The sequence below is a fragment of the Sphingomonas sp. 2R-10 genome (genome assembly GCF_030062225.1).
GTDB lineage: Bacteria > Pseudomonadota > Alphaproteobacteria > Sphingomonadales > Sphingomonadaceae > Sphingomonas.
Genome location: NZ_JASCXF010000014.1, coordinates 41,013 through 62,197, shown reverse-complemented (window position 1 = coordinate 62,197; position 21,185 = coordinate 41,013). Strand labels below are relative to the sequence as shown.

Genomic DNA, 21,185 nt, shown 5'->3' with positions numbered 1-21,185 from the left:
CGTTCAGTGGTCCGCCGGGACGTCCTGAAGATCGAGCGAAGGACCAGCCCAGTTCGGACCGGCGCGGTCGCGCCCCTTCGTTCCGACGATCACCGACCAGGCAAAGGCCCGCCATCCGGGACCGGCGTAAGCGGAGGCGAGCCGCTCCGCGTCCTCGATGTTACCGGCCTTTGTCAGCAGATGGATGAGCTGTATCCGTTGCCTTGCCGCCCGGACCCGCTCGAACGGATCGCCCCGATCGAGCGGAGGCGGTGCGTCGGCCATCATGCGAAGCAATGATCCGGCACCGCTGGCATCGCCTGTCGTCATACGGCGCTGGATAACCGCCAAACGTGTCTTCCCGAGCACCAGCGGATCGCCCGACCGGCTTGCGGCCTCCAGCGCCTTGTCATCGTTGCCGGCGTTCAACCAGGCTTCCGCGGCGATCTCGCTGCTCAATCCCTTCGGGCATAAGCGCGCAAGGATGCCCGACGTGGTCAGGCGCGTCATATAGGCTGCCACGACGGTGCTGTCCTGCGAGGGCAATACCCATTCCAGGACACCGGTCAGTCCGTCGTCCACTGCGGCGCAGTCGTCCGAGGGAGACAGCAGGTTAGTCACCGTCAGGGCACGATCGAGGTCGCGGGCGTGCAGAAAATCGGCGATCAGTCCCTGCGCCTGCTGGCCGGGTTCGGGCAATGGCGCGTCACCCGTGGCTTGGCGTCGTGCAAAACTCCGCCGGATGCGGTCCACGGCATCGTCGGGGCGACCCTCGATCAGATCGACCGAAGTCGTATCCAGCCACGTCATCGCCTCCCGGCGGGTTTCGCCGGCGAGCAGCGGAATCAATGCCCGCAAACGCCGCACAGCCTCGGCCGCCCCACCGGCAGGCCGATCAGGAACGCTGTCCCATGTTGCCCTGTAGAGGAGCGACGCCTTGGTCGGCCCAGCGGGCAGCGCATCTGCGGCCAGCAGTATCAGCCGGAATGGCGGGATAAGTGGCGGAACGATGCCGGGCGGAGCGTCCATGGAGAAGCAGTCGCGGATACGCCTGTCATCTGCGGCGCTCGCGCCGCCCGGGCGGAGCCGTTCGACGAAACGCTCGCAAGCGCGGTCCTCGCTTCGCTGCTCATCCTGTTGCGCCACAATCTGACGCGTCAGCTTGTCCGGACCGGGGCCGAACGTCCGCAGCTCGTAATCCTCGGACATGCCAGAGGCTGCCTCGATGGCCTGGTCGCGATCGGCATGGCGAAGATTGCGCGACACCTCCCGTAGCGTCACGTCGCGCTCCCGACCCGCCGGCATCGACTTTGCTGCTGCAACTGCCCGAACAGCGAGGCTGTCAACGGGCGCGGCATTGCCACACCCGGTCGAAAGCAACGCAGTCGCGGCAAAGACAGAGATGGTGCGGAGACGCGCGATCAACATCGCGTCAGGCTACCTCGGATTGCATGGCGCGCAAGCATCACCGCTTAGCGTACGTTTTCGACCATCCTCTCACCGGTGCCCGGTCAGAGGCTGATACCTTTGTAGAACCGTTCGTGCTGAGTAGGGACTGAGCCCTTCGACTGCCTGCCTGCGGCAGGCGCTCTGGACAGGCTTCGGTGCTGTGCACCGAAGTCGAAGGCCCGTATCGAAGCACCTGTGTCGGTCCTTCGATACGCCATTTCGACAAGCTCAATGGCTACTCAGGACGAACGGTTTCGCCTTGTGCCGCCATGCTCCAGCCCCTTGGTCACATCGCCTGCTGTTCGCGGTTCAGGCTGCGCCCGGGCCGGGTCGCTGTCGGCACCGCGGCCGGGACCCGCGCGCCCGCCGGGGTGGCGCGGACATCGGCCGGGACCTCGACGAACGGCAGCTTCAGCGTCTCGCTGGTCATCCGCCGGATCCGGTTGGTGAAGCCCGGATCGTCGTTGAGCGTCCGGCCATAGGACGGGATCATCGCCTCGATCTTCGGGGTCCAGATGCTGGCGAAGCGCTGCGGGAACGCCTTTTTCAGCACGTCGAGCATGATCGCGGGCGAGGTCGAGGCACCGGGCGACGCGCCGAGCAGCGCGGCGATGCTGCCCTGCCTGTCGGTGACGATCTCGGTCCCGAACTGCAGCACCGGTCCCTTTTTCGGGTCGCGCTTGATGATCTGCACCCGCTGTCCGGCGGTGACCAGCTTCCAGTCGCCGCGTTTGGCGTTCGGGAAATACTTCACCAGTTCGGCCTGACGGTCCTTGTCGGTCAGCATCGCCTGTTGGACCAGATACTTCACCAGCTCGGCATTTTCCGCGCCGACCGCCATCATCGGCCCGACATTGTCCTTGTACACGCTGTTGAACAGGTCCTGCCACGACCCGTTCTTCAGGAACTTCGTGCTTTGCAGCGCGAACGGCCCGAACAGGATCACCGACTTGCCGTCGAGCTTGCGCGCGTCGAGATGCGGCACCGACATCGGCGGCGATCCGGCCTCCGCCTTGCCATAGACCTTCACATCGTGGCGCGCGGTCAGCGCCGGGGCCTCGAACGCGAGGAACTGGCCGCCGACGGGGAAGCCGCCATAGTCCTTCGCCTCGGGGATGCCCGACATCTGCAACAGCTTGAGCGACGCGCCGCCCGCACCGATGAACACGAAGCGCGCGCGCACCGTGCGGTCGCTGTTGTCGGCGAGGTTGCGGACCGTCACGTTCCAGATGCCGTCGGCGCCGCGGCGGATGCCCCGCACCTCATGGCGCAGTTGCAGGCTGAAATTGGGGTTGCGCTTTAACGCGTTGGCCAGCTGGTTGGTGATTACCCCCCAGTTCACGTCGGTGCCGATCGGCATATAGGTCGCGGCGATCTTCTGTGCCGGATCGCGCCCCTCCATCACCAGCGGCGCCCATGCGGCGATGCGCGAGCGGTCCCGGGTGAATTCCATGCCGTAGAAGAGCCGGTTCCTGACCAGCGCCGCCTGGCGACGGCGCAGATAGTCGATATTGGCGTCGCCCCATACGAAGCTCATATGCGGCGTCGGGTTGATGAAGCCGTTCGGTGCGCCCAGACGCCCGGTCTTCACCTCATGCGCCCAGAACTGGCGCGCGACCTCGAACTGTTCGGCGATCTGCACCGCCTTGGTCGTGTCGATCGACCCGTCCGCGTTCTCGGGCGTGTAGTTCAGCTCGGCGAAGCCCGAATGGCCGGTGCCGGCATTGTTCCACCCGTTCGAGCTTTCCTCGGCCACGCCGCCCAGGCGTTCGAACATCGCGACGCGCCAGTTGGGCTCCAGCTCCTGGAGATAGGTGGCGAGCGTGACGCTCATCACCCCGCCGCCGATCACCGCCACGTCGAGCGGTTGATCCTCCGCCGGGGCGGGTCCGGGCGGCGAGGCCATCGGGCGGAACAGGAAAGCGATGATGCAGAACAGCAGCAGGCCGAGGATGCCGAGCACGATCTTGGTCTTGCGCCGGCGATGCCGGCGCGGGGCGGGGGCAGTGGGAGCTTGCATGGAACGGGTCCGTCAGGAAGATGGGCGCGCGGATACGCCGTGTTCGGTTCGAACCGCGCCGGAAATCCTCATGTTCTACGCGTTATACGATGACCCGATCCGACGCAAATCCGCCGTTTCCGGGCAATGCTATGTAACGTTCGGGCCACCCACGGCTCCGCCTGCTCTCGCCGGAGAGCATCGCAGCGGCTTCAGCCGGTGCGTCCCGCAGGAGCGGCAAGGGTGTCGTGGGTTTGAGCCATCGCGCTTGTGCTTGTTGGCCGTCAGGCTGGACGCCGTCGGCCGGTGAGGCCGACGACATTTGTCGTCCTGAATAATGACTCCGTAAGCGGTTGCGGATCGCCATGAGACTCGCACGCGGCACGATCGATCGCTGCGCCCAGCGACGCGAGGACCCGGCCGAGCGCGCCGCCCAGCGTCGCCTCGGCCAGTTCGCGGCAGCTGAGCGTCGCGCGCATCGCCGCCAGCTCGGCGGCCTGTTCGGCGTGATGGGCCGCGGCATCGCACGGCAGCGGCGCCGGGCGGAACCGCCGCGGCAGGAAACGCAGCAGCCGGCCCGGCAGCAGCGGGCGGTAGATATTCGACGTCTGGCGATAGCGCGGCCCCGCGCCGGTGGTGCGGCAGAAGCGGCGCTGGCGCACGAGGAACCCGGCCGCCTCCAACGCCGCCAGCGCGCGGGCGACGGTGGCACGGCCGAGCGCGGTCGCCTTCGCCAGATGGTCGTAGGTCGGGAACACCCGGCCCGCGTTCAGCCGGGCGAGCGTGCACAACTCCTCGAACACGCGCACCGCGCCGGCGGTGAGCGCGGCCAGCACCGTCTCGTCGGCGCTGAGCAACCGCCCCTGCGCGCGCGCATCGCGGCGCACCCGCCGCCCGGCGTCGAGCGCGGCGCGCGCGGCGCGCAGCAGCCGGTCGGTCTCGCCCTTGGCCGGGACCGCGAAGAAGCTGTCCTCGACGCTGCCTGCCTCGACGCTGCCGCGGCGCACCGGTGCGCCGGTGCGATGCACCCCGCCGCTGCGTGCCCGTGCGGTGCGTCCCGCATCCGCGCGCGCCGGATCCACCATGCGCGCCAAGGCTTCGCTCAGGATGAGCGCCATCGTCGTCCCCTTGTCCGGGGCCGGGACCATTTTCGCAAAAAAGGGGCGTGGCGCGAAGCGCGCGTCCTTGAACCGGCAAGCGATCGGGGGTATCTGGAACGCACTGTTGTTGATGCTGCGACGTTTGGCGACGTCGTCCAGAAACCCTTGGGACGCCCGGCCTTCGTGCCGGGCTTTCCTTTATGTGGTCACGGCCATTCCCTGTGCCGGCCCCGCTGCCGACGTGCTTCCGGCACCGCTGCCGATCGACCGACCTTTGCAGATGAAATCCAACATCGGAAGCGTTCCCGGTTCGTGCTTTCGAGTAGGAAAGGCACAATTATGTTCGTTTCGGCGCAATTTCCCGCGTCGGATTCGTGCTTTCGGGTAGGAATGGTGCCGCCGATTCGTGCTTTCGGGTAGCAATTACCGGCGGAAATTCGTGCTTTCGGGTAGGAAATGCCGTGCTCAGCCGGCGGGTGATTCGCCTGGCCCCGAATCATCGCTGCCAAGCAGCGGCGGCCGCCGGGTCAGCACCACCTGCACCGGTGCGCTGCGCCGCCCGCGCCGCGGGGCGTCGGTCGCTTCCATCTCCTGCTCGATCAGCTCGAGCCGATAGTCGGGAATGCTGTCCGATGCCGCTATCTGCTTCAAAGCATTGCGGAAATTGGCGAGCGGATTCTGATAGCCGATCTGCAGCCGGAAGGTCGCGAGGTCGGTCTCCAACCGCTCCTCGCCGCTCGAGCGCGCGACCTCATAGATGCGCCGTTCGATCGGTCCGAGCTGGAAATAGGCCGCGGCATAGTCGAGCACGTGGCGGTCGAGCAGGATCGCGCGGAACAGCCAGTCGCACAGCCGCACCTTGACCGCTTTCAGCCGCCGCTCGCCGCCGCGGGTGCGCGAATAGTGCAGCTTGGCCTCGGACAGCCACGAGAAGAAGCCTTCCTCGCCCTCGCCGCCCGCCTCGATATTGGTCTTGATCTGCGTGCCCTGCAGTCGTTCCAGCGCCTCCGACAGTCGTCCGTACGACCGCGCCGAGTGATTGGCGCCAGTGACCGTGAACAGATCGTGCGCGGTGAAGATGAAGTCCTGCGTCACATTCTCGCCGATCTCGATCTTCGCCGACATCAGACTGGCGATATACAGCACGATCTCCTTGTCATAGATCGTCGCGACGCCGCTGGCTGACGGGCGTACTTCGATCGACACGGTATTTGTCTGGTAGGTCAGCGGCTTCATCCACGCATTCTTGGCGAGCGCGAAGAACGGAAACGCCATCAGCGACCGCTCGCCGCGGATCTCGGCGGTCAGCGGGCTGTCGAGCCGGAACAGATCGCCCTGCGGACGGGCGGGGGCGCGGGGCGCGGGAGGCTTGCGGCTCATGGGGCTTTCCTACTCGAAAGCACGAAGATGCGATGGAAAACCGGGCCTGTCCTGCCAGCGCTACGGTCGGGCACATGGCCCATTCGTGCTTTCGAGTAGGAAATGGCCGGACGGGCGATGCCGCCCGCCCAAGGGGTCACCGCCGCGGCCGCCCGGCGGCGCGCGCCTGGTCGCCGGCGACCGCGAACGGCGAGGCGGCATTGGCCTGCGGGTCGTAATACCGGTCGATCCGGTTGCGTATCCGCGTCTGCACCCGGTTCTGAATCCGCCCATTAATCCGCGACATCGGTTCGATGCCGGCTTCGGCGGCCAGTTGGTCGCGCGTCTGGCGCTGCCCGGCCTGGCCAGCAGCGGATCGCGCGGTTTCGCCCTGGCGGGTTTCGGGAAGCGATTGCTGGACGGGCGCAGGCTGTTGCGGGGTATCGTCCTGATAGCGATCCTGCGCCGCGACAGGGGCAGCAGACAGGATCAGGAGGAGCGGAGCAATACGCATTGCCGCGATCATAGCGCGATTGCCCGGTGGCCGCATAGGGCCCTCAACGCCCCGCCGGCCGCAGGCGGACATCGTCAATCTGTCCGGTCAACCCCGACAGGCTTTCCGAAGGACGTGCGACCAGCAGCAATTGCTGGACCGGACATCCCGTCGGCACGGTGAAGCGGCCGGCGAAACGGCCATTCGGCACCGTCACGCGGCCGAGTTCGCGCCCTTCAGCGCAAGTCAGCGTCCAGTAGGGCAGCGCATCGGTCGCCTGCTCGATGCCGATGCTGCGCCCCTCGATCCTATAGTCGCCCGGGGACAATAGCTGCGTCTGACGCAGCAACGGACCACCGAGATTAGGCGGCACAGCGAAATCGAAGATTCCGCCCTGTTCCCCCCGCTGGATCGTCGCCGATACGCCGCTGTCGGTGATCGGAGCCCAGTCGAACGGCGTCGGCGACGTCAAATTGGCAGTGAACCCCGGATCGCGTGCGATGCGCCGATCGACGCCCGGCGTGAGCGTGGCGTAGAAGCGCCATGCATCGTCGACATGCCCTTCAGCGAGCAGGCGCCCGATCAGCACGACCGGCGCCCCTGCCGGAAGAGCGATCCCCCGACGATGGAGCGCCTCGAACAGGCTCGCCGTCGCCCGTACGTCGGGACCATTGCCCGATACGAACCCGATGAACTGGTCGCTCCACATCGGCCGCTTTGCCAAAGTCGTGACCAGCGCCTGCCGAATTTCGGCATCGGTGATCGCCGACGCCAATACCGGAAACAACAGGTCCGGCGCTATCCGCGAAGTGCGCAGCGCAATGTCGTAATTGCGCAGCACACCGGGAATATCATTCCGTCCGACCGCATCCTCGATCGCCCAGAGCCGCGTACGCAAGTCGCGTCGCGACAGCGTTTCCGAATAGGCGAAGATGCGTCGCGCCGCCGCCGTATCGCCGCGTACCTGCGCGTTGATGCCGAGCGTCGCAACGGCCGGTACCGCCGTCGGATCCTGTCGCAACGCGAGCCGGGCCAGATCGTCGGCACGCTTGCGATCGGCAGCGCTCGCCCCCGGTCCCGACAACTGCTCGGACAGCAATGCCGTGATCCGCCCGTCCCACGGCGCCAGCGCATGCGCCCGCGCCGGTGCGCTGCCGCGGATCATATAGGCCACGGAATGCGTGACCGAGAGATAGCCCAATCCCGCCGCGGCTACTGCCAGCGCGCCGCGCACCCCCCACTCGATCGGCGACCGCCTGGGACGGGTAGCACGACGCTTCGACATCAGCCCTTGGCCTCAGCGGCTTTGTCGCGGCCGTAGCCATAGCCATATTCATAGCCATAGCCGTAATGTGCCTTGCGCGCCTCGAACTTGGTCAGCACGCCACCGAGGATATGCGCATTAGCCGCAGCGAGCCGGGCGAGTGCAGTCTTGACCAGCGTCGAGCGGATACCGTGCGATTCCACCGCATAGACGACGCCCTCGACCCGGCTCGCGATCAGCGGCGCGTCGGCCAGACCCATGACGGGCGGGCTGTCGATCACGACATGGTCGAAATGCTCGTGCAGCCGCTCGATCAGCAGCGACAGGCGGTTGCCGGTCAGCAGCTCGGCCGCATTGGGCGGGATCGGCCCGGCCGACATGGCAGTGAAGCCCAGATCGGCCATGTCGAAGGTCAGCGGCGCGATATCGTCCTGCCCGGCGAGGAAGTTGCTGAGGCCATGGTCGTGGCTCACCCCACCCAGATGATGGACCGACGGCGAACGCATGTCGCCATCGACCAGAATCACCCGCTTGCCGCTGCGCGCCAGCATGGTGGCCAGCGCCAGCGCGGTCGTCGACTTGCCCTCGGCCGGGCGGGTCGAGGTGACCGACAGCGACCGCGGCACGCCATGTTCGGTGGTGAAGGCGAGGTTGGTCTGGATCGCGAGATAGGCATCGACCAGATCGGACTTGCGATCGAGCAGTGCCTCCTTCGGCGTGACGTCGTTGACCTTGGGCACCGGGCCCAGCATTGACAGTCCGAGACGACGTTCGACCTCTGTCGGATCAGCGATCGCTTCGTCGATCTGTTCGAGCGCAATGGCGATCCCCGCTCCGAGAAGCAGACCAACGAGTAGAGCTATCGCGAGATTAATCAGCAACTTCGGACTTGATGGAACGCTTGGAATATCAGCAGGATCGACGACGGAGATGTTGTTCACACCTACTCCACCGGCAACACCAATCTCCTTGAAACGCTGTAGCAGCCCATCGTACAGCGCACGATTAGTATCAACTTCCTGCTGATAGATATTATACTGGATGCTACGCCGGCGTATGTCGAGATAGCTTTCCTTCAACTGATTGACTTTGCTCTGCAATGCAGCCTCACGCTGCTGCGCTTCGAGATAATCGGCCCGCAGGGATCCCGAAACGCGGTTTTCCTCGCGCGTAATCGACCGGTCAAGCTGGGTCAGTTGCGACTGTATCGCTCGCGCGGCAGGATATTCCGGTTCGAACTGTATCATCAGTCGCTGATATTCGGCTGCCAGTTCGGCACGCCGTTGACGCAGGCTGTTGATTGCCTGGTTGCGCAACGCCTCTGTCGAACCGCCGCCGCTACCTGCCTGCGCGTAGCGCGCTTCCATCTGAATGCGGTCCGCAGTCGCTTGCGACAAAGCGGCGTTCAGCGCCGCAAGGTCGTCCACGACGATCGACCGTTCAGTGACACCACGTCCATCGCTGCCTTGCGACGGGAGGTTGATAATTTGTTGCGCCGATGCATAGGCGACGAGTTGACGTTGCGACGTGTCAAGGCGCTCCTTCAACTGCGCCAACTGTCGCTGAAGCAAATTACGACCGTAAGAAGTAGCTTGGACTTTGCGCTCGAGATTGAGTTGGATGAAATTTTCCGCCCACGCATTGGCGATCCGTGCGGATAGCGCGGGATCGGGGCTGGTGAAGCCAACATCGACGAGACGCGACAGTCGGGTCGGCGACAGCGAGAAGTTTTTCAGCAGGATTTCGCCTGCTGCACGCTGACGCACATCGCGTCCCGACGCCGAAAAACGACCATTGGTGAGCTGAAAACCAGGATGATCGCTGGTAAAACCGAACATCTCGTAAAATTTTGGATCGTCAACCAAGCGCAGCTGCATTGCCACCCGCTCGGATAGTGTGCGCGATCGCAACAAACCATATTGCGTCTGATAGAATTCCTGGTCGGCAACGCTGGTTTCGCGCTCGACTCCCTGAAAATCGGTAACCTGGCTGGCTTCGCGCGAAATCTCGATCGTGGAGATAGCGGTATACTTTGGGGTCATCAGCAAAGTTGCGACGAGCCCCAACAGGACGGAGGCTACGACCGCGCCGATGATGACATAGCGCCAGCGCGCCGCGATCCGCATATATTGCCGGATCAGCGGCATTCGCCCTTGCTCGTGCACGGACGTTATGCCGGGCACTGCCGCGTGGTTGGGCAAGGGGAGTACGATATCGTTCATGGCAAATGAGAACTCTATTGCAGAATGGCTACGAGCGGCGCAGCCAAAAGCGGAGCAAGCGAAATGAAATCGCGGAACATGCGACGCTGCGGTGAATCACCGACGACGATCACGTCATTGGCATAAATCGCAGGATCGTCGTACGCACCGCGGCGGATCGCCGTCATGTTGTACAGTCCTGCCATCTTGCGTCCGTCGACCGTCCGCAGGATCACGACGTCGTCCGCGCGTGCGAATTCCGACATTCCCTTGGCCGACGCTATGGCGCGCATCAGCGTCATCTGATTGGTTACCGGGTACAGGCCCGGCTCGACGACCTGACCGTCGATCGTCACGACCTGGCTCACAGAATTCTTGATGTTTACCGTCACTTCGGGCTGACGCACATACCGCGCGCGCAACGCCGTCTCGATGGCAGTTGCCAATTCGGTTGCCGTCTTGCCGCTGGCGGGAATGGTCCCGGCAAGCGGCATCGAGATACGCCCACTTGCATCAACCTGCACTTCGCGACTGAGATCGGGAACGTTGAACACATCCACTTGGATCGTATCGAGCGGCCCAATCAACGAAGGCCGGTCGGCGACGGTCAAATCACTACGATTGGGAGCGGGGAATGCGCTCGTATCCTTGACGACGGTCAGGCGCTCGGTCGATACCAGCTCCGGCCGACCGGCACAGCCCGCGAGGCCAGTCGCTGCCGTGAGCAGGGCGAGAATAAGATAACGCATCTACCCGAGATTTCCTGGAACGATGAAAGAATGATCGCGGCCTATAGGTGCTACCCTTGGACGGGTAAAGCTGGACGTACCAAATCGCGTGTCCCGTTCAGCCAGATGCCCGCAATCACCATCGTCGCCATGACGAGTGGGGTACGCGCAGGATAGTCGAACATACTGGCGATCAGCACCAGCATAAGCAGGATCGATCCGAGCCGAGGCAACATTTCGACCTGCCGCCATGCGTGAATGCTTTTCCATAGCCACCATCCGATTGCACATATCAGGACAAGCAAACCTGCTATTCCGGCATCCAGCATAATTTCCAGATAGTCGTTATGCGCATGGTTGAAGTAGGTAATCTTCAGAAGATCAAACGGCTCGTTCATTCTGAACATCGGATCAAATCCGCCCGCCCCCGACCCGACCGGAAAATACGACCCAAGCATCTCGATGACGGTAGGCAACCCCCGCTGACGCATATCATGCCCGTTGTCGAGCGTCAGCGCCCGGCTAATCGATACGGCGCGGTCCGCCGCGATGCTCAGTGCCGTCAACAGGATGATCGCCGCGACGAACCCGCCGACCAACGCCCAGCCAACCCAAGGCGGCCGACGCCCCAGTTCCTGTCGAAGCGGCCGCCAGGCCATTGCCAGCCCTGCCGCCAATCCAACCAGGCCGGCGAGCATGCCGGCACGCGATCCACTTGCCAAGATGATCAATAGGAAGATCGGCAGCAAACCCAATGTCACCGGCCCACGCCATCCCGGCCTTCTGCCTCCCAGAAACGTCCAGGCCGGCGCGATTGCGCAACCGAAGGCAACGAAGAGAGCAAAGTGATTGCGATTGGCAAAGGTCGCACTAACCTGACCCATCGTGTCGTTGACGAACGGGTTCGTGAAAACCTTTCCGGAAAACTGCAACAGCCCCAGAAAGGCGGATACGCAAATCAGGAACAGCATTATGCTCGGGAGCAACCGGCGCTCTTCGGGTCGGCTGCCGGTCGTCAGCAACAAGATCGCTACTGGTATGGCTAGCGACGAAAGTGCGTTCCATGCCGCGCCAGGAACGATTGCCCATGGCCGCCAAGGTTGAGATTGCCCGCTGATGGTCGCCGCTTCGCTTGCAAGCGCGTGACCGGGCAAGGCCTGCCACAGCGCAGGCGGCAGCGGCACCAACTGCATCACCGCCAGCAGGACCGCCGCACCCAACAGCAGAACGATCGGCCGCTCTTCGGACAGCCGGGGGGGGGCACCGAACAAGGCGGCTGCGCACATGGCCGCCCATGCGGCGACGCGGACGACTATCTGACCTGAAGCATCCGCCCGCGACGCACCGCCAGCCAGCCACAAAGCGGCAATCAGCAGCAACAGCATCGAAAACGAAAACGAGGGCTTTGCCATTAAGGCGGTTGAGGGACGTGATTTCATATCGCCGCTTCGTCTAGGACAAACGCGCTCCGAACGGAACCTTATGCGCAGCATTCCAGCCCTGATCCGGTACGGGCAGAGCCATTTTGCCAACTATTTACGATCCAGCGCTTCGTTTCTATAGGCCATATTCAGAAGGCAATGTCACGCTCGACAGGCTGTCCATACCCGGACATTACCCTAGGCTCCAAAGACGGTTACCATGCAAGAAAAGACCGTCGTCAAACTTTCGCTGCTGGATAGCAAAAGCGCTCAGATCGTGTTCGGAGCAATCGCTCTTCTGGTGCAATATCTCTGCGTCCTACAGCTTGTACCCAACGGTCCACACAGCGATAAACTTCTATTCGACACTTTAATCGGATGCACCATTGCAAGTATCGCAGGCATATTCTTTTTTCGCGGTGTAAGTAAATATCCTGGCGTGGAAGCAAGCGCATATATCGTACCGAGTTTCGCGATTGCATATGCCGCACTTATCGCAATATTCATCCTTGGTCGATTTGAGTATAGCCGCATACTGCTGACGACAAGCTTCATATGCAATATTGTAGTATTTTTTTCTATTGCCCTTGCCGGGCGACGGAGACGTATGTGTATCGGGATCATTCCCGAAGGACAATATACGATACCGCCCGATGTGGACAATATACAGTGGTTTCTACTAACCGATCCACTTGATGACGTATCCCATCTGCATGCCATTGCCGTCGACTTGCGAGCGGACATTTCCGACGCATGGGATCGTCGCCTTGCGGCGTGTGCGCTGAGCGATCTGCCTGTCTATCACTTCAAACACTTACTGGAGTCGTTGAGCGGCAAGGTCGAGCTCGAGCATTTGTCCGAAAACAGCTTTGGCACGTTATCCCCGCTACGATCCTATATGCGCGCGAAGCATTTCATGGACGTAGTGTGCGCGTTGACCGCTGTCGTCCTGCTGATGCCGTTACTGATCGTGATTGCACTGGTGGTACGGTTTACATCGCCGGGTCCCATTCTCTTCCGTCAGGTTCGGATCGGATATCAGGGGCGTCCATTCCGTGTATTCAAGTTCCGCACGATGACTCATGTACCGGCGGGAACTGGTGACCTGCTAGACGCTGCGAAGACCAAGGACGGCGACATGCGCGTGACCCGCCCTGGCGGGTTCCTGCGCCAGAGCCGGCTCGACGAACTGCCCCAGTTGCTCAATGTCATAAAGGGCGAGATGAGCTGGATCGGCCCGCGTCCGGAAGCCGAAGTCCTTTCGCGCTGGTACGAGAAGGAAATTCCCTTCTATCCCTATCGCCACATCGTGCGGCCAGGGATCACTGGCTGGGCACAGGTCAACCAGGGCCATGTTGCTGAGGTGGAGGAAGTGAAAAGCAAGCTTCACTACGATTTTTACTACATCAAGCATTTCTCACCGTGGATCGACCTACTGATCGTGGCGCGTACCGTGAGAACGATGCTGACGGGATTCGGCGCGCGGTAGGACAATGATAGGCCGCTTCACGATATTACGAGGGATCACATGAACAATATTGACATCGTCAACGTAGATAACGGAAACGTTACGCTCGGTGAATCATGTTCGATCGGTCGAGATGTCCAAATTATCTTCATAGGTAAGGGATCAGTGACAATCGCTGATTACGTTACGCTAGGCGACAACGTGAAGATGATTATCGAGGGAGGCCACGTGTCGATTGGCGACTGGTCCACATTGCACAATGACACGAAAGTTTTTTCAAAAGCTGGCGTCACTATCGGGGAACATTGCTGGTTTGGCCAAAATACCGTTATCGATGGCACTGGCGGCATTACGATAGAAAATGGCGTTCGGGTCGGTATGTTTTCGCAACTGTGGACGCATGTCGCGGCTGGCGAACAGATCGAAGGCTGTACGCTTTTTGCCGAGACGCCGACCCACATCGAATCCGATGTCTGGTTGGTCGGCACATGCACGGTCGGTTCTGGCGTGCGGATCGGCCGTCGGACCGTCGCATTGGCCGGCTCCAATATCATCAAGAGTTGTCCACCACAGTCAGTGTTAGCGGGCATGCCTGCCAAGCCTAAGGACGGAGTCAGTTTCTATCGCGATGTGTCCTTGGAAGAAAAATTCGTGATGTTGGAAGGCTGGCTGCGCGCGGCACCCTTTGCTGACGGCGCCGTGATCGTCACCAATCATGCCGATGGTGTGGTGACGGTTACGCTAGACGGTTCTAGCAGAATATTTTTCTACCGCGATGCCGATCGGTTCGAGAAGCATGTGGCTGATGACAAATCGGATACTTCATGCTGCATCGAAACGAAGCGCTATGTGAAGACCTTCAGTTCGGCTGAACGCCGAGTGTTGAAGTATCTTTCCGGCAACAAGGCACGCTTTTTCGCTCATGATAACATTTCTGTGCAATAGGTAACATCTTCATGATCCCACTCGTCAAGGTTCGGATGCCGCCACGCGAGCAACTGATGCCCGCGCTGGAACGCGTTCTGTACGGCGGGATGATCGCCGAGGGCGAGGAGGTCTATGCCTTCGAGCGTGAGTTCGCCGAACAGTTCGGCCTGCCGAATGTGCTGGCCATGTCGAGCGGTACTGGCGCGCTGCACGTCGCATTTCTCGTCTGCGGCGTCAGTCCTGGCGACGAGGTGATCACGACTGCGATGACTGCGGAGCCGACCAACACGACGATCCTGCAGATCGGCGCGCGCCCGGTGTTCGCCGATGTCGAGCCGGATACCGGCAACCTCGCCCCCGCCGCGGTCGAACGCGCGATCACGCCAGCGACCAAAGCGATCTGCGTAGTCCACTACGCCGGCTATCCCGCCGACATGACGGCACTGCGCGCGATCGCCGACCGCCACGGCATCGCGCTGATCGAGGATTGCGCGCATGCGCTGGGCGCGCGGATCGCCGGGGTTCCGGTCGGCACGATCGGCGACGCGGCGATCTTCTCGTTCCAAGCGATCAAGCACATGACCAGCGTGGATGGCGGGATGCTGGCGCTGCGGGATCCAGCCAGGCTGGATCTGGCGCGTCGGCTGCGCTGGTTCGGGCTGCGCAAGGGCGTGCCGCGCACCGAGGTCGATATCACGACACCGGGCTTCAAATATAACATGAACAACGTCACCGCGGTCGTCGGCCGGCACCAGCTGCCGACGATCGGTGAGGCGATCGCACGGCATATCGAGAACGGCCGCTTTTACGACCGCGCCTTCGCGCAGACCCCCGGCGCCATGCCGGCCCATGTCGCGGCCGACAGCGAACCGAGCTACTGGCTCTATACCCTGTTATGCGATGATGCAGCGGCGGTCGAGGCGGCGCTGGTCGAGGCCGGGATCACCGCGTCGAAGCTGCATCGCCCCAACCATCTGCACAGCGTGCTGGCGCCCTATGCCGGGTCGATGCCGGGGCTTGATCATTTCTATGGCCGGTTGCTGCATGTGCCGTGCGGCTGGTGGGTGAGCGACGCCGATCGCCAGCGGATCGTCGATATCGTGACGGAGGCTGCACGATGAAGGCGCCAGCGCCGCCGCCCGCCCAACTCTTCGACTGCCGCCTGCCCGACAGCGCGCTGACGACGCTGACCGACCCGTTCCGACTGGGGCAGCTCGCTGCGGGGCCAGCGGTGGGGCAGCTTGAACAGGCGATCGCCGCACGCCATCCCGGTCGCTACGCGGTCGCGGTGGGCGACATGACGCATGCGCTGGTGATGGCGCTGCGGCTTGCCGGGGTGCGCCAAGGCGACGAGGTACTCTCGCTCGCCTTCAACTGCATGTCGTCGAATTCGGCAATCGCGATGATCGGCGCCGACGTTGCCTGGGTCGATGTCGATCCGGCGACCGCGACGTTCGACATCGATCAGGCGCGCACACGCATCACCGCGCGGACGAAGGCGGTGGTGGCCTATCATGTGTCCGGCTATCCGGCCGATCTCGCGACGTTGCGGACCTTGTGCGACGATCATGGTCTGCCGCTGATCGAGGACGTCAACAACGCCTTCGGCGCATGCAGCAACGGGCAGGATGTGGGGATGGCCGGCGATTTCGCGGTCTTCTCGCTCTATGCGAACAGGCAGGTGAACGGAATCGACGGCGGGATACTGCTATGCGCGCGCGCGCAAGATGCAGATCACGCGCGCCGCCTGCGCCGCTTCGGCATTGACACTGCGCGCTTCCGCGACGGCGATGGCGAGATCGATCCGCGGCTCGACGTGCCCGAGATCGGCACCTCTTCGTCGCTCGATAATATCCACGCGACGCTCGCGCTCGCGAGTCTCGCCGATGTCGACCATCGCATCGCCCGCTCGCGGCATAACGTCGCGATGCTGGCGGAGCGGACGCATGACCTGCCGCTCGTGCCGATCGCCGCGCGACCCGGCGCGGAACCGGTCTACTGGACCTGGCTGATCCGCCTCGCCGACCGCGACACGGCAATGCGCGCGCTCAAGGCGCGAGGTGTACTGTGTTCGAAGCTGCATTATCCCAACCATCATTACAGCGGTTTCGGCACCCCACCGCACGACCTGCCCGGCACGATGGTGCTGGAGGCGGAAATGCTGGCGATCCCGTGCGGCTGGTGGCTTGACGATACGGCGATCGCCGGGATCGCGGAGACCATCGCGGATGTAATGGAGGCGCGCGCCTGATGCTACCCGCAACGGTCCGACGCCTGCTGCCGATGGCCGTGCTGTATGGTGGACGGATCGGCGTGGCCGCGCTCGGGCTGGTCGTGCTGCCGTGGCTGAGCCGCGTCATGTCGCCCGCGCAATTCGGGCTGGCAGCGACAATCATCGCGCTGCAGACGCTGGCAGTGGTGCTCGACCTCGGCCTGTCGATCACCATCGCGCGCGAATTTCCGGTGCTTGGCAGCGAGTGCGCCCGACGCGCGCTCATGCAGCGCAGCGAGCGCGTGCTGCTGAAACTCTATCTGGCGGTGACCGCCGGGGCGACCGCGCTGGCGGCAACCGGCCTGCTGCCGGTGCCCGTCCCCGTCGCGCTGCTGACTTGCGTGTCGCTGCTGCTGATCGTGTGGCAGAATCTGGTCGTCATCGGCTACATCGCGCGGCAGCGTTTCGTCGTTTCGACATTGGTCCAGTTCACAAGCCTGCTGCTGCGCCACAGTATCTCGCTGGTCGCGGTGCTCGCACTCGGCGGGACGGTGGCGGTGTTTGTCGCGGGGCAGGTGGCCGGGGCGGCGCTGATGCTGGCGGTTTCGCGCTTCGCCTTCGCACGCCGGCGCCGCACCGATCCCGCCACTCCGGCAAGACCCCGCGCGGTGCAGGTGACGAGCGTGGCGGTAATGGTCTATTCGATCGCTGGGGCATGCGCGATGCAACTCGATAAGGTGCTGCTCTCGGCGCTCGCCTCACCGGTCGACACCGGCCCTTATTTCCTCGCCTCGACGCTGTCGCTGGTGCCGATCACCTTCCTCGCCAGCCCCGCGTCGCAATTCGTGCAGCCGCGGCTGATCGCCGCGCTCGACGCGCGCCGTACCATGGATGCACAGCGCTGGATCGCGCGGCTGGTGCTGGCAATCCTCCTGCTGGCTGTGTTACCGGGGATCGCACTGGGCTTTGCCGCTCCCTGGCTGGTGCCGCTGTGGCTGCAGGGCTCGCCGCAGCAGGCCGCGGTGATACGGTACGTCACGCTGCTGATGCCCGGTGCGGCGATTGGTGCGCTGGGGCTGATCCCGGCGATCGTGCTGGTGACGCGACGCGACTATCGCGCGATGGCGGCAATGTCGTGCATGATGGCGGTGGCGGTGTTGTCAGCCACCGCCTGGCTTGCTGCGCACGATGCGATCACCGGTGTATGCATCGCCTATGCGCTTTACCATGCGCTCGCCGCGGCCGTGCTGTGGTGGCGCGCGGCGCGCATTGAGCCGTGCTTCGCCAATCCGTTTGCGATCGCGGGCTGTCTTGCTAACGGGAGCGCCGACCAACCGGAGCCCGCCCCTGCTCCTCAACCTTAACCTATTGGTGACATGATGTTTCAAGGCAAAACCCTGATGATCACGGGGGGCACTGGCTCCTTCGGCAAGACCGTGCTCAGTCGCTTCCTGTCATCCGATGTTGGCCAGATCGTAATCTTCTCGCGCGACGAGCTGAAGCAGGAAAACATGCGCGTTGCGCTGCAGAACGACCGGGTGCGCTTCGTCATAGGCGATACGCGCAGCCCGGAATCGATCAATATGGCGATGCGCGGCGTCGACTACGTCTTCCACGCCGCAGCGCTCAAACAGGTGCCGTCGTGCGAATTCTATCCGATGGAAGCAGTGCGCACCAACGTGATCGGCACTGAAAACGTCATCAATGCCGCGCTGTCGAACGGTGTACAGCGGCTGGTGCTGCTGAGCACCGACAAGGCGGTCTATCCCATCAACGCGATGGGCATCTCCAAGGCAATGGCCGAAAAGGTGCTGGTTGCGCGCTCGCGCACGATGAGCGCGAACGATCCGGTGCTGTGCGCGACGCGCTACGGCAATGTGATGGCCTCGCGAGGGTCGGTCATTCCGCTGTTCATCGAACGCATCAAGGCGGGACAGGAACTGGGCATTACCGATCCGGCGATGACGCGCTTCTTGATGTCGCTGGAGGAATCGGTCGACCTGGTCCTGCACGCCTTTGCGCATGGCGCGCAGGGCGACACCTTCGTCCAGAAGGCTCCGGCCTGCACCATCGGCGATCTGGCGACCGCCCTGTGCGAGCTGTTCGACGTGCCGGAGCGGGTTCGCATCATCGGCACGCGCCATGGCGAGAAACTGTATGAATCGCTCGTCTCGCGCGAGGAGATGGCCAAGGCCGACGACATGGACCGCTACTGGCGCATCCCGGCGGACAATCGCGATCTGAACTATGAGGTGTTCATCTCCGAAGGCTCGCCGCAGGCCAATCTGGTCGACGATTATACCTCGCACAACACGCAGCGCCTGACGGTCGCCGAAGTGAAGCAGACACTGCTGACGCTGCCTTATGTGCAGAACGCACTGGCCAACCGCTGATGCCTGCGCTCTCGCTCATCATCCCCACGCATGAGCGGTTCCGCTATGCGGAGGGAACCGTCGAGACGATCCTCGCAATGGGCGACGACATCGAACTGATCGTGTCCGACACGAGCGCGGAAAATCCGTGGGATGCGATCGTGCATCCCCGCCTGAAGGTGGTGCGTCCCACGCCCGGAATCAGCGTCGTGGACAATTTCAACATCGCCCTGTCCCACGCGACCGGCGACTATGTCTGCTTCATCGGCGACGATGATCTGGTCGCACCGGAGATCGTGGACATCGCGCGACGCGCACAGGTTCTAGACGCCGATGCGGTGCGCTTCGCCTTTCCGATCCTGTTCTACTGGCCCGACTATCTTCATCGCAGCAACCCCGAAGCCTATTCGGGCACGGTCTGGATCAGTGGGTATTCGGGGCAGGTACGGACGCTTGATACCCATGCCGCGTTGCGCGAGGCGGCAAACAAGGTCGGGCACGGCGTCTTCGACATGCCGCGCGCCTATTGCGGACTGGTCGCGCGGCCGCTGATCGAACGGATCGTGGCGCAGCACGGCGCCTTGTTCGGCGGGGTCAGCCCGGACATCTATTCGGCGGCGCTGATCGCGACGCATGCACGAAAGACGCTGGATATCGACTTTCCGGCGGTCATCCTGGGTGCGTCGGGCGCGAGTACCGCCGGACAGAGCGCTGCCGGCCGCCATGTCGGGGCCTTGCGCGACAATGCCCATATCCGTCCGTTCCGCGACCTCGTCTGGCATCCGCTGGTTCCCGAATTCTATAGCGTGCCGACGGTATGGGGCTATTCGCTGATCCGTGCGCTTGAGCAGATCAAGCTCGATCCGCCGGTCAAGCCGAACTGGGGGCGGCTCTATGCACAGTGTCTGCTATATTATCGTCCCTATTGGAGCTTCACCTTCCAGGCGATGCGCAACTTCGTCCGTGAGAAATCACTGCCGGCACTCGTCGCCACGCTGACCGCGGGCACCGTCGCCGAAGCAGGATGGGCGCTGGGCCGGGTATGGCGGCGGCTGACGGTTCGCTTCGCGGTGACGAAGGACGAACGGATTGCCGGCGTCGATACGATTGCGGCGGCGGCGAAAGTCTCCGATGGCATCATTGCGGCCGGACCAAAGCCGGATTTCTACAGAACATGACTCCCTATTACATCTGCTATGCCATCCTTATCCTATCGGTGGCGGCAGGATTGCTGCTCGACAAGATGCGGGTCGCAACGATTCTTGCCTTCATTCCGATGTTCGTACTGATCGCGGGCCGGGGCATGGTCGGAACCGACAGCGCGAATTATGTCCAGAGCTTCGACATCATCCGCTATCAGGGTATGCTGGCCTCTAGTTTCGAACCGGGATTTACCTTGCTGGTCGAGGTGCTGAACTGGGTCTTTCGGGACTCGCTCGACGTGTTGATTGTTCTGGGCAGCGCCACGGCGATCATCATGCTGTCCGCCGGTCTGCTCCTTGAACGTTCGCCGCTCCTGTTCCTGACGATCATCATGCCGTTCTTCCTGATCGACATGTCGATCAACGGCCTGCGCTATGGCTTGGCGTTCGCGATCGTCGCCTTGGGCGCGGCTGCGTTCGCACGGGGCAGCCTGCGAGTATTCATCCTGTGCGGGATCATCGCCACCAGCATACAAATATCGTCGGTGCTGCTCGTCGTCGGTCTGTGGGCATTGATGGAGGTCCGGATCAAGACCTTTATCGGCGCAGCGCTAGGGATGGTCGCTATCCTGGTTGTGTTCGGCAGCTATCTCGAAGATAAGATATCGCAGAATACTGATGCCGTAGGATTGGGGGGACTGTCAGGTATCGTTCCGCTGGCCGCCACGGTCGGGGTTGTAGTTGCGATCCGTTATTCCGATCGTCCGATCGTTGCGAGCAAATTCCCTATGTTTGCAATTCTTGGCATGCAGCTTGCCTCGTTCGGTCTTGCTCGTTTCTACTATGCTGGATTGCGCTTCCAGACCCTGTTCGTGTTCCTGCTCTATTTGTTCGTCGCCATGTCCGTCCGTCGCTCGGCCGTGCAACTGAGCGGCCAACGCTTGCTTACCGGATCCTTGCTGGTGACCCTCATGCTGTGTTCGGTATCGCGCCTGTCCAACTTTCGCGAGGACACCGGTGGCTTTTCGCCGTTCAATCCCTTTTATTTCCAAAGTGAACTGAAGGGCTGAC

Annotated in this window: 17 protein-coding genes; 8 read left to right on the top strand and 9 right to left on the bottom strand. The window is 62.8% G+C overall.

The window, feature by feature from the left end:
• Window positions 1-3: 3 nt before the first annotated feature.
• The 9 genes from QLH51_RS08290 to QLH51_RS08250 form a co-directional block, all read right to left on the bottom strand.
• Window positions 4-1,407, bottom strand: a complete 1,404-nt coding sequence (locus QLH51_RS08290; protein WP_283514515.1) for a hypothetical protein — start codon at window positions 1,405-1,407, stop codon at window positions 4-6.
• A gap of 307 nt (window positions 1,408-1,714) precedes the next feature.
• Entirely contained in the window at window positions 1,715-3,448 is a 1,734-nt protein-coding gene (mqo, locus tag QLH51_RS08285; protein WP_283514514.1) for a malate dehydrogenase (quinone), read from the bottom strand.
• 263 nt (window positions 3,449-3,711) lie between these two features.
• Window positions 3,712-4,545 (bottom strand): helix-turn-helix domain-containing protein, encoded by an 834-nt coding sequence (locus QLH51_RS08280; protein ID WP_283514513.1) that lies wholly within the window; start codon window positions 4,543-4,545, stop codon window positions 3,712-3,714.
• 447 nt (window positions 4,546-4,992) lie between these two features.
• Window positions 4,993-5,907 (bottom strand): replication initiator protein A, encoded by a 915-nt coding sequence (locus tag QLH51_RS08275; RefSeq protein WP_283514512.1) that lies wholly within the window; start codon window positions 5,905-5,907, stop codon window positions 4,993-4,995.
• A gap of 136 nt (window positions 5,908-6,043) precedes the next feature.
• Complete coding sequence (locus QLH51_RS08270) at window positions 6,044-6,400, bottom strand: hypothetical protein (RefSeq protein ID WP_283514511.1); 357 nt, start codon at window positions 6,398-6,400, stop codon at window positions 6,044-6,046.
• A 43-nt stretch (window positions 6,401-6,443) separates the two neighbouring features.
• Complete coding sequence (locus QLH51_RS08265; protein ID WP_283514510.1) at window positions 6,444-7,664, bottom strand: hypothetical protein; 1,221 nt, start codon at window positions 7,662-7,664, stop codon at window positions 6,444-6,446.
• A complete protein-coding gene (locus QLH51_RS08260; RefSeq protein WP_283514509.1) occupies window positions 7,664-9,865 on the bottom strand; it encodes a GumC family protein in 2,202 nt (733 codons plus the stop codon). Before QLH51_RS08260 ends, QLH51_RS08265 begins: the two co-directional genes overlap by 1 nt.
• A 14-nt stretch (window positions 9,866-9,879) precedes the next feature.
• Window positions 9,880-10,593, bottom strand: coding sequence for a polysaccharide biosynthesis/export family protein (locus QLH51_RS08255; RefSeq protein WP_283514508.1), 714 nt, complete (start codon window positions 10,591-10,593; stop codon window positions 9,880-9,882).
• Window positions 10,594-10,643: 50 nt separating this feature from the next.
• A complete protein-coding gene (locus tag QLH51_RS08250) occupies window positions 10,644-11,957 on the bottom strand; it encodes an O-antigen ligase family protein (RefSeq protein ID WP_283514507.1) in 1,314 nt (437 codons plus the stop codon).
• 256 nt (window positions 11,958-12,213) lie between these two features.
• Here QLH51_RS08250 and QLH51_RS08245 point away from each other — a divergent pair, with 256 nt between their 5' ends.
• From QLH51_RS08245 to QLH51_RS08210, 8 genes are read left to right on the top strand one after another with little or no spacing between them, the layout of a single operon-like run.
• Window positions 12,214-13,482 carry a sugar transferase gene (locus tag QLH51_RS08245; RefSeq protein ID WP_283514506.1) on the top strand — a complete coding sequence of 423 codons (1,269 nt, stop codon included), beginning with the start codon at window positions 12,214-12,216 and terminating at the stop codon, window positions 13,480-13,482.
• A gap of 39 nt (window positions 13,483-13,521) precedes the next feature.
• Window positions 13,522-14,406 (top strand): acyltransferase, encoded by an 885-nt coding sequence (locus tag QLH51_RS08240; RefSeq protein ID WP_283514505.1) that lies wholly within the window; start codon window positions 13,522-13,524, stop codon window positions 14,404-14,406.
• Between the two features lie 11 nt (window positions 14,407-14,417).
• The gene (locus QLH51_RS08235) at window positions 14,418-15,509 is read left to right on the top strand and encodes a DegT/DnrJ/EryC1/StrS family aminotransferase (protein WP_283514504.1); all 1,092 of its coding nucleotides are present in this window, start codon (window positions 14,418-14,420) and stop codon (window positions 15,507-15,509) included.
• Window positions 15,506-16,639 (top strand): DegT/DnrJ/EryC1/StrS family aminotransferase, encoded by a 1,134-nt coding sequence (locus QLH51_RS08230; protein WP_283514503.1) that lies wholly within the window; start codon window positions 15,506-15,508, stop codon window positions 16,637-16,639. The genes QLH51_RS08235 and QLH51_RS08230 overlap by 4 nt, the downstream gene beginning before the upstream one ends.
• Window positions 16,639-17,964: a lipopolysaccharide biosynthesis protein gene (locus QLH51_RS08225; RefSeq protein ID WP_283514502.1), complete on the top strand. Its 1,326-nt coding sequence runs from the start codon at window positions 16,639-16,641 to the stop codon at window positions 17,962-17,964. The genes QLH51_RS08230 and QLH51_RS08225 overlap by 1 nt, the downstream gene beginning before the upstream one ends.
• Window positions 17,965-17,976: 12 nt before the next feature.
• The gene (locus tag QLH51_RS08220) at window positions 17,977-18,993 is read left to right on the top strand and encodes a polysaccharide biosynthesis protein (RefSeq protein ID WP_283514501.1); all 1,017 of its coding nucleotides are present in this window, start codon (window positions 17,977-17,979) and stop codon (window positions 18,991-18,993) included.
• Entirely contained in the window at window positions 18,993-20,150 is a 1,158-nt protein-coding gene (locus QLH51_RS08215; protein ID WP_283514500.1) for a glycosyltransferase family 2 protein, read from the top strand. The genes QLH51_RS08220 and QLH51_RS08215 overlap by 1 nt, the downstream gene beginning before the upstream one ends.
• The gene (locus tag QLH51_RS08210) at window positions 20,147-21,184 is read left to right on the top strand and encodes an EpsG family protein (protein WP_283514499.1); all 1,038 of its coding nucleotides are present in this window, start codon (window positions 20,147-20,149) and stop codon (window positions 21,182-21,184) included. Before QLH51_RS08215 ends, QLH51_RS08210 begins: the two co-directional genes overlap by 4 nt.
• Window position 21,185: the final 1 nt, after the last annotated feature.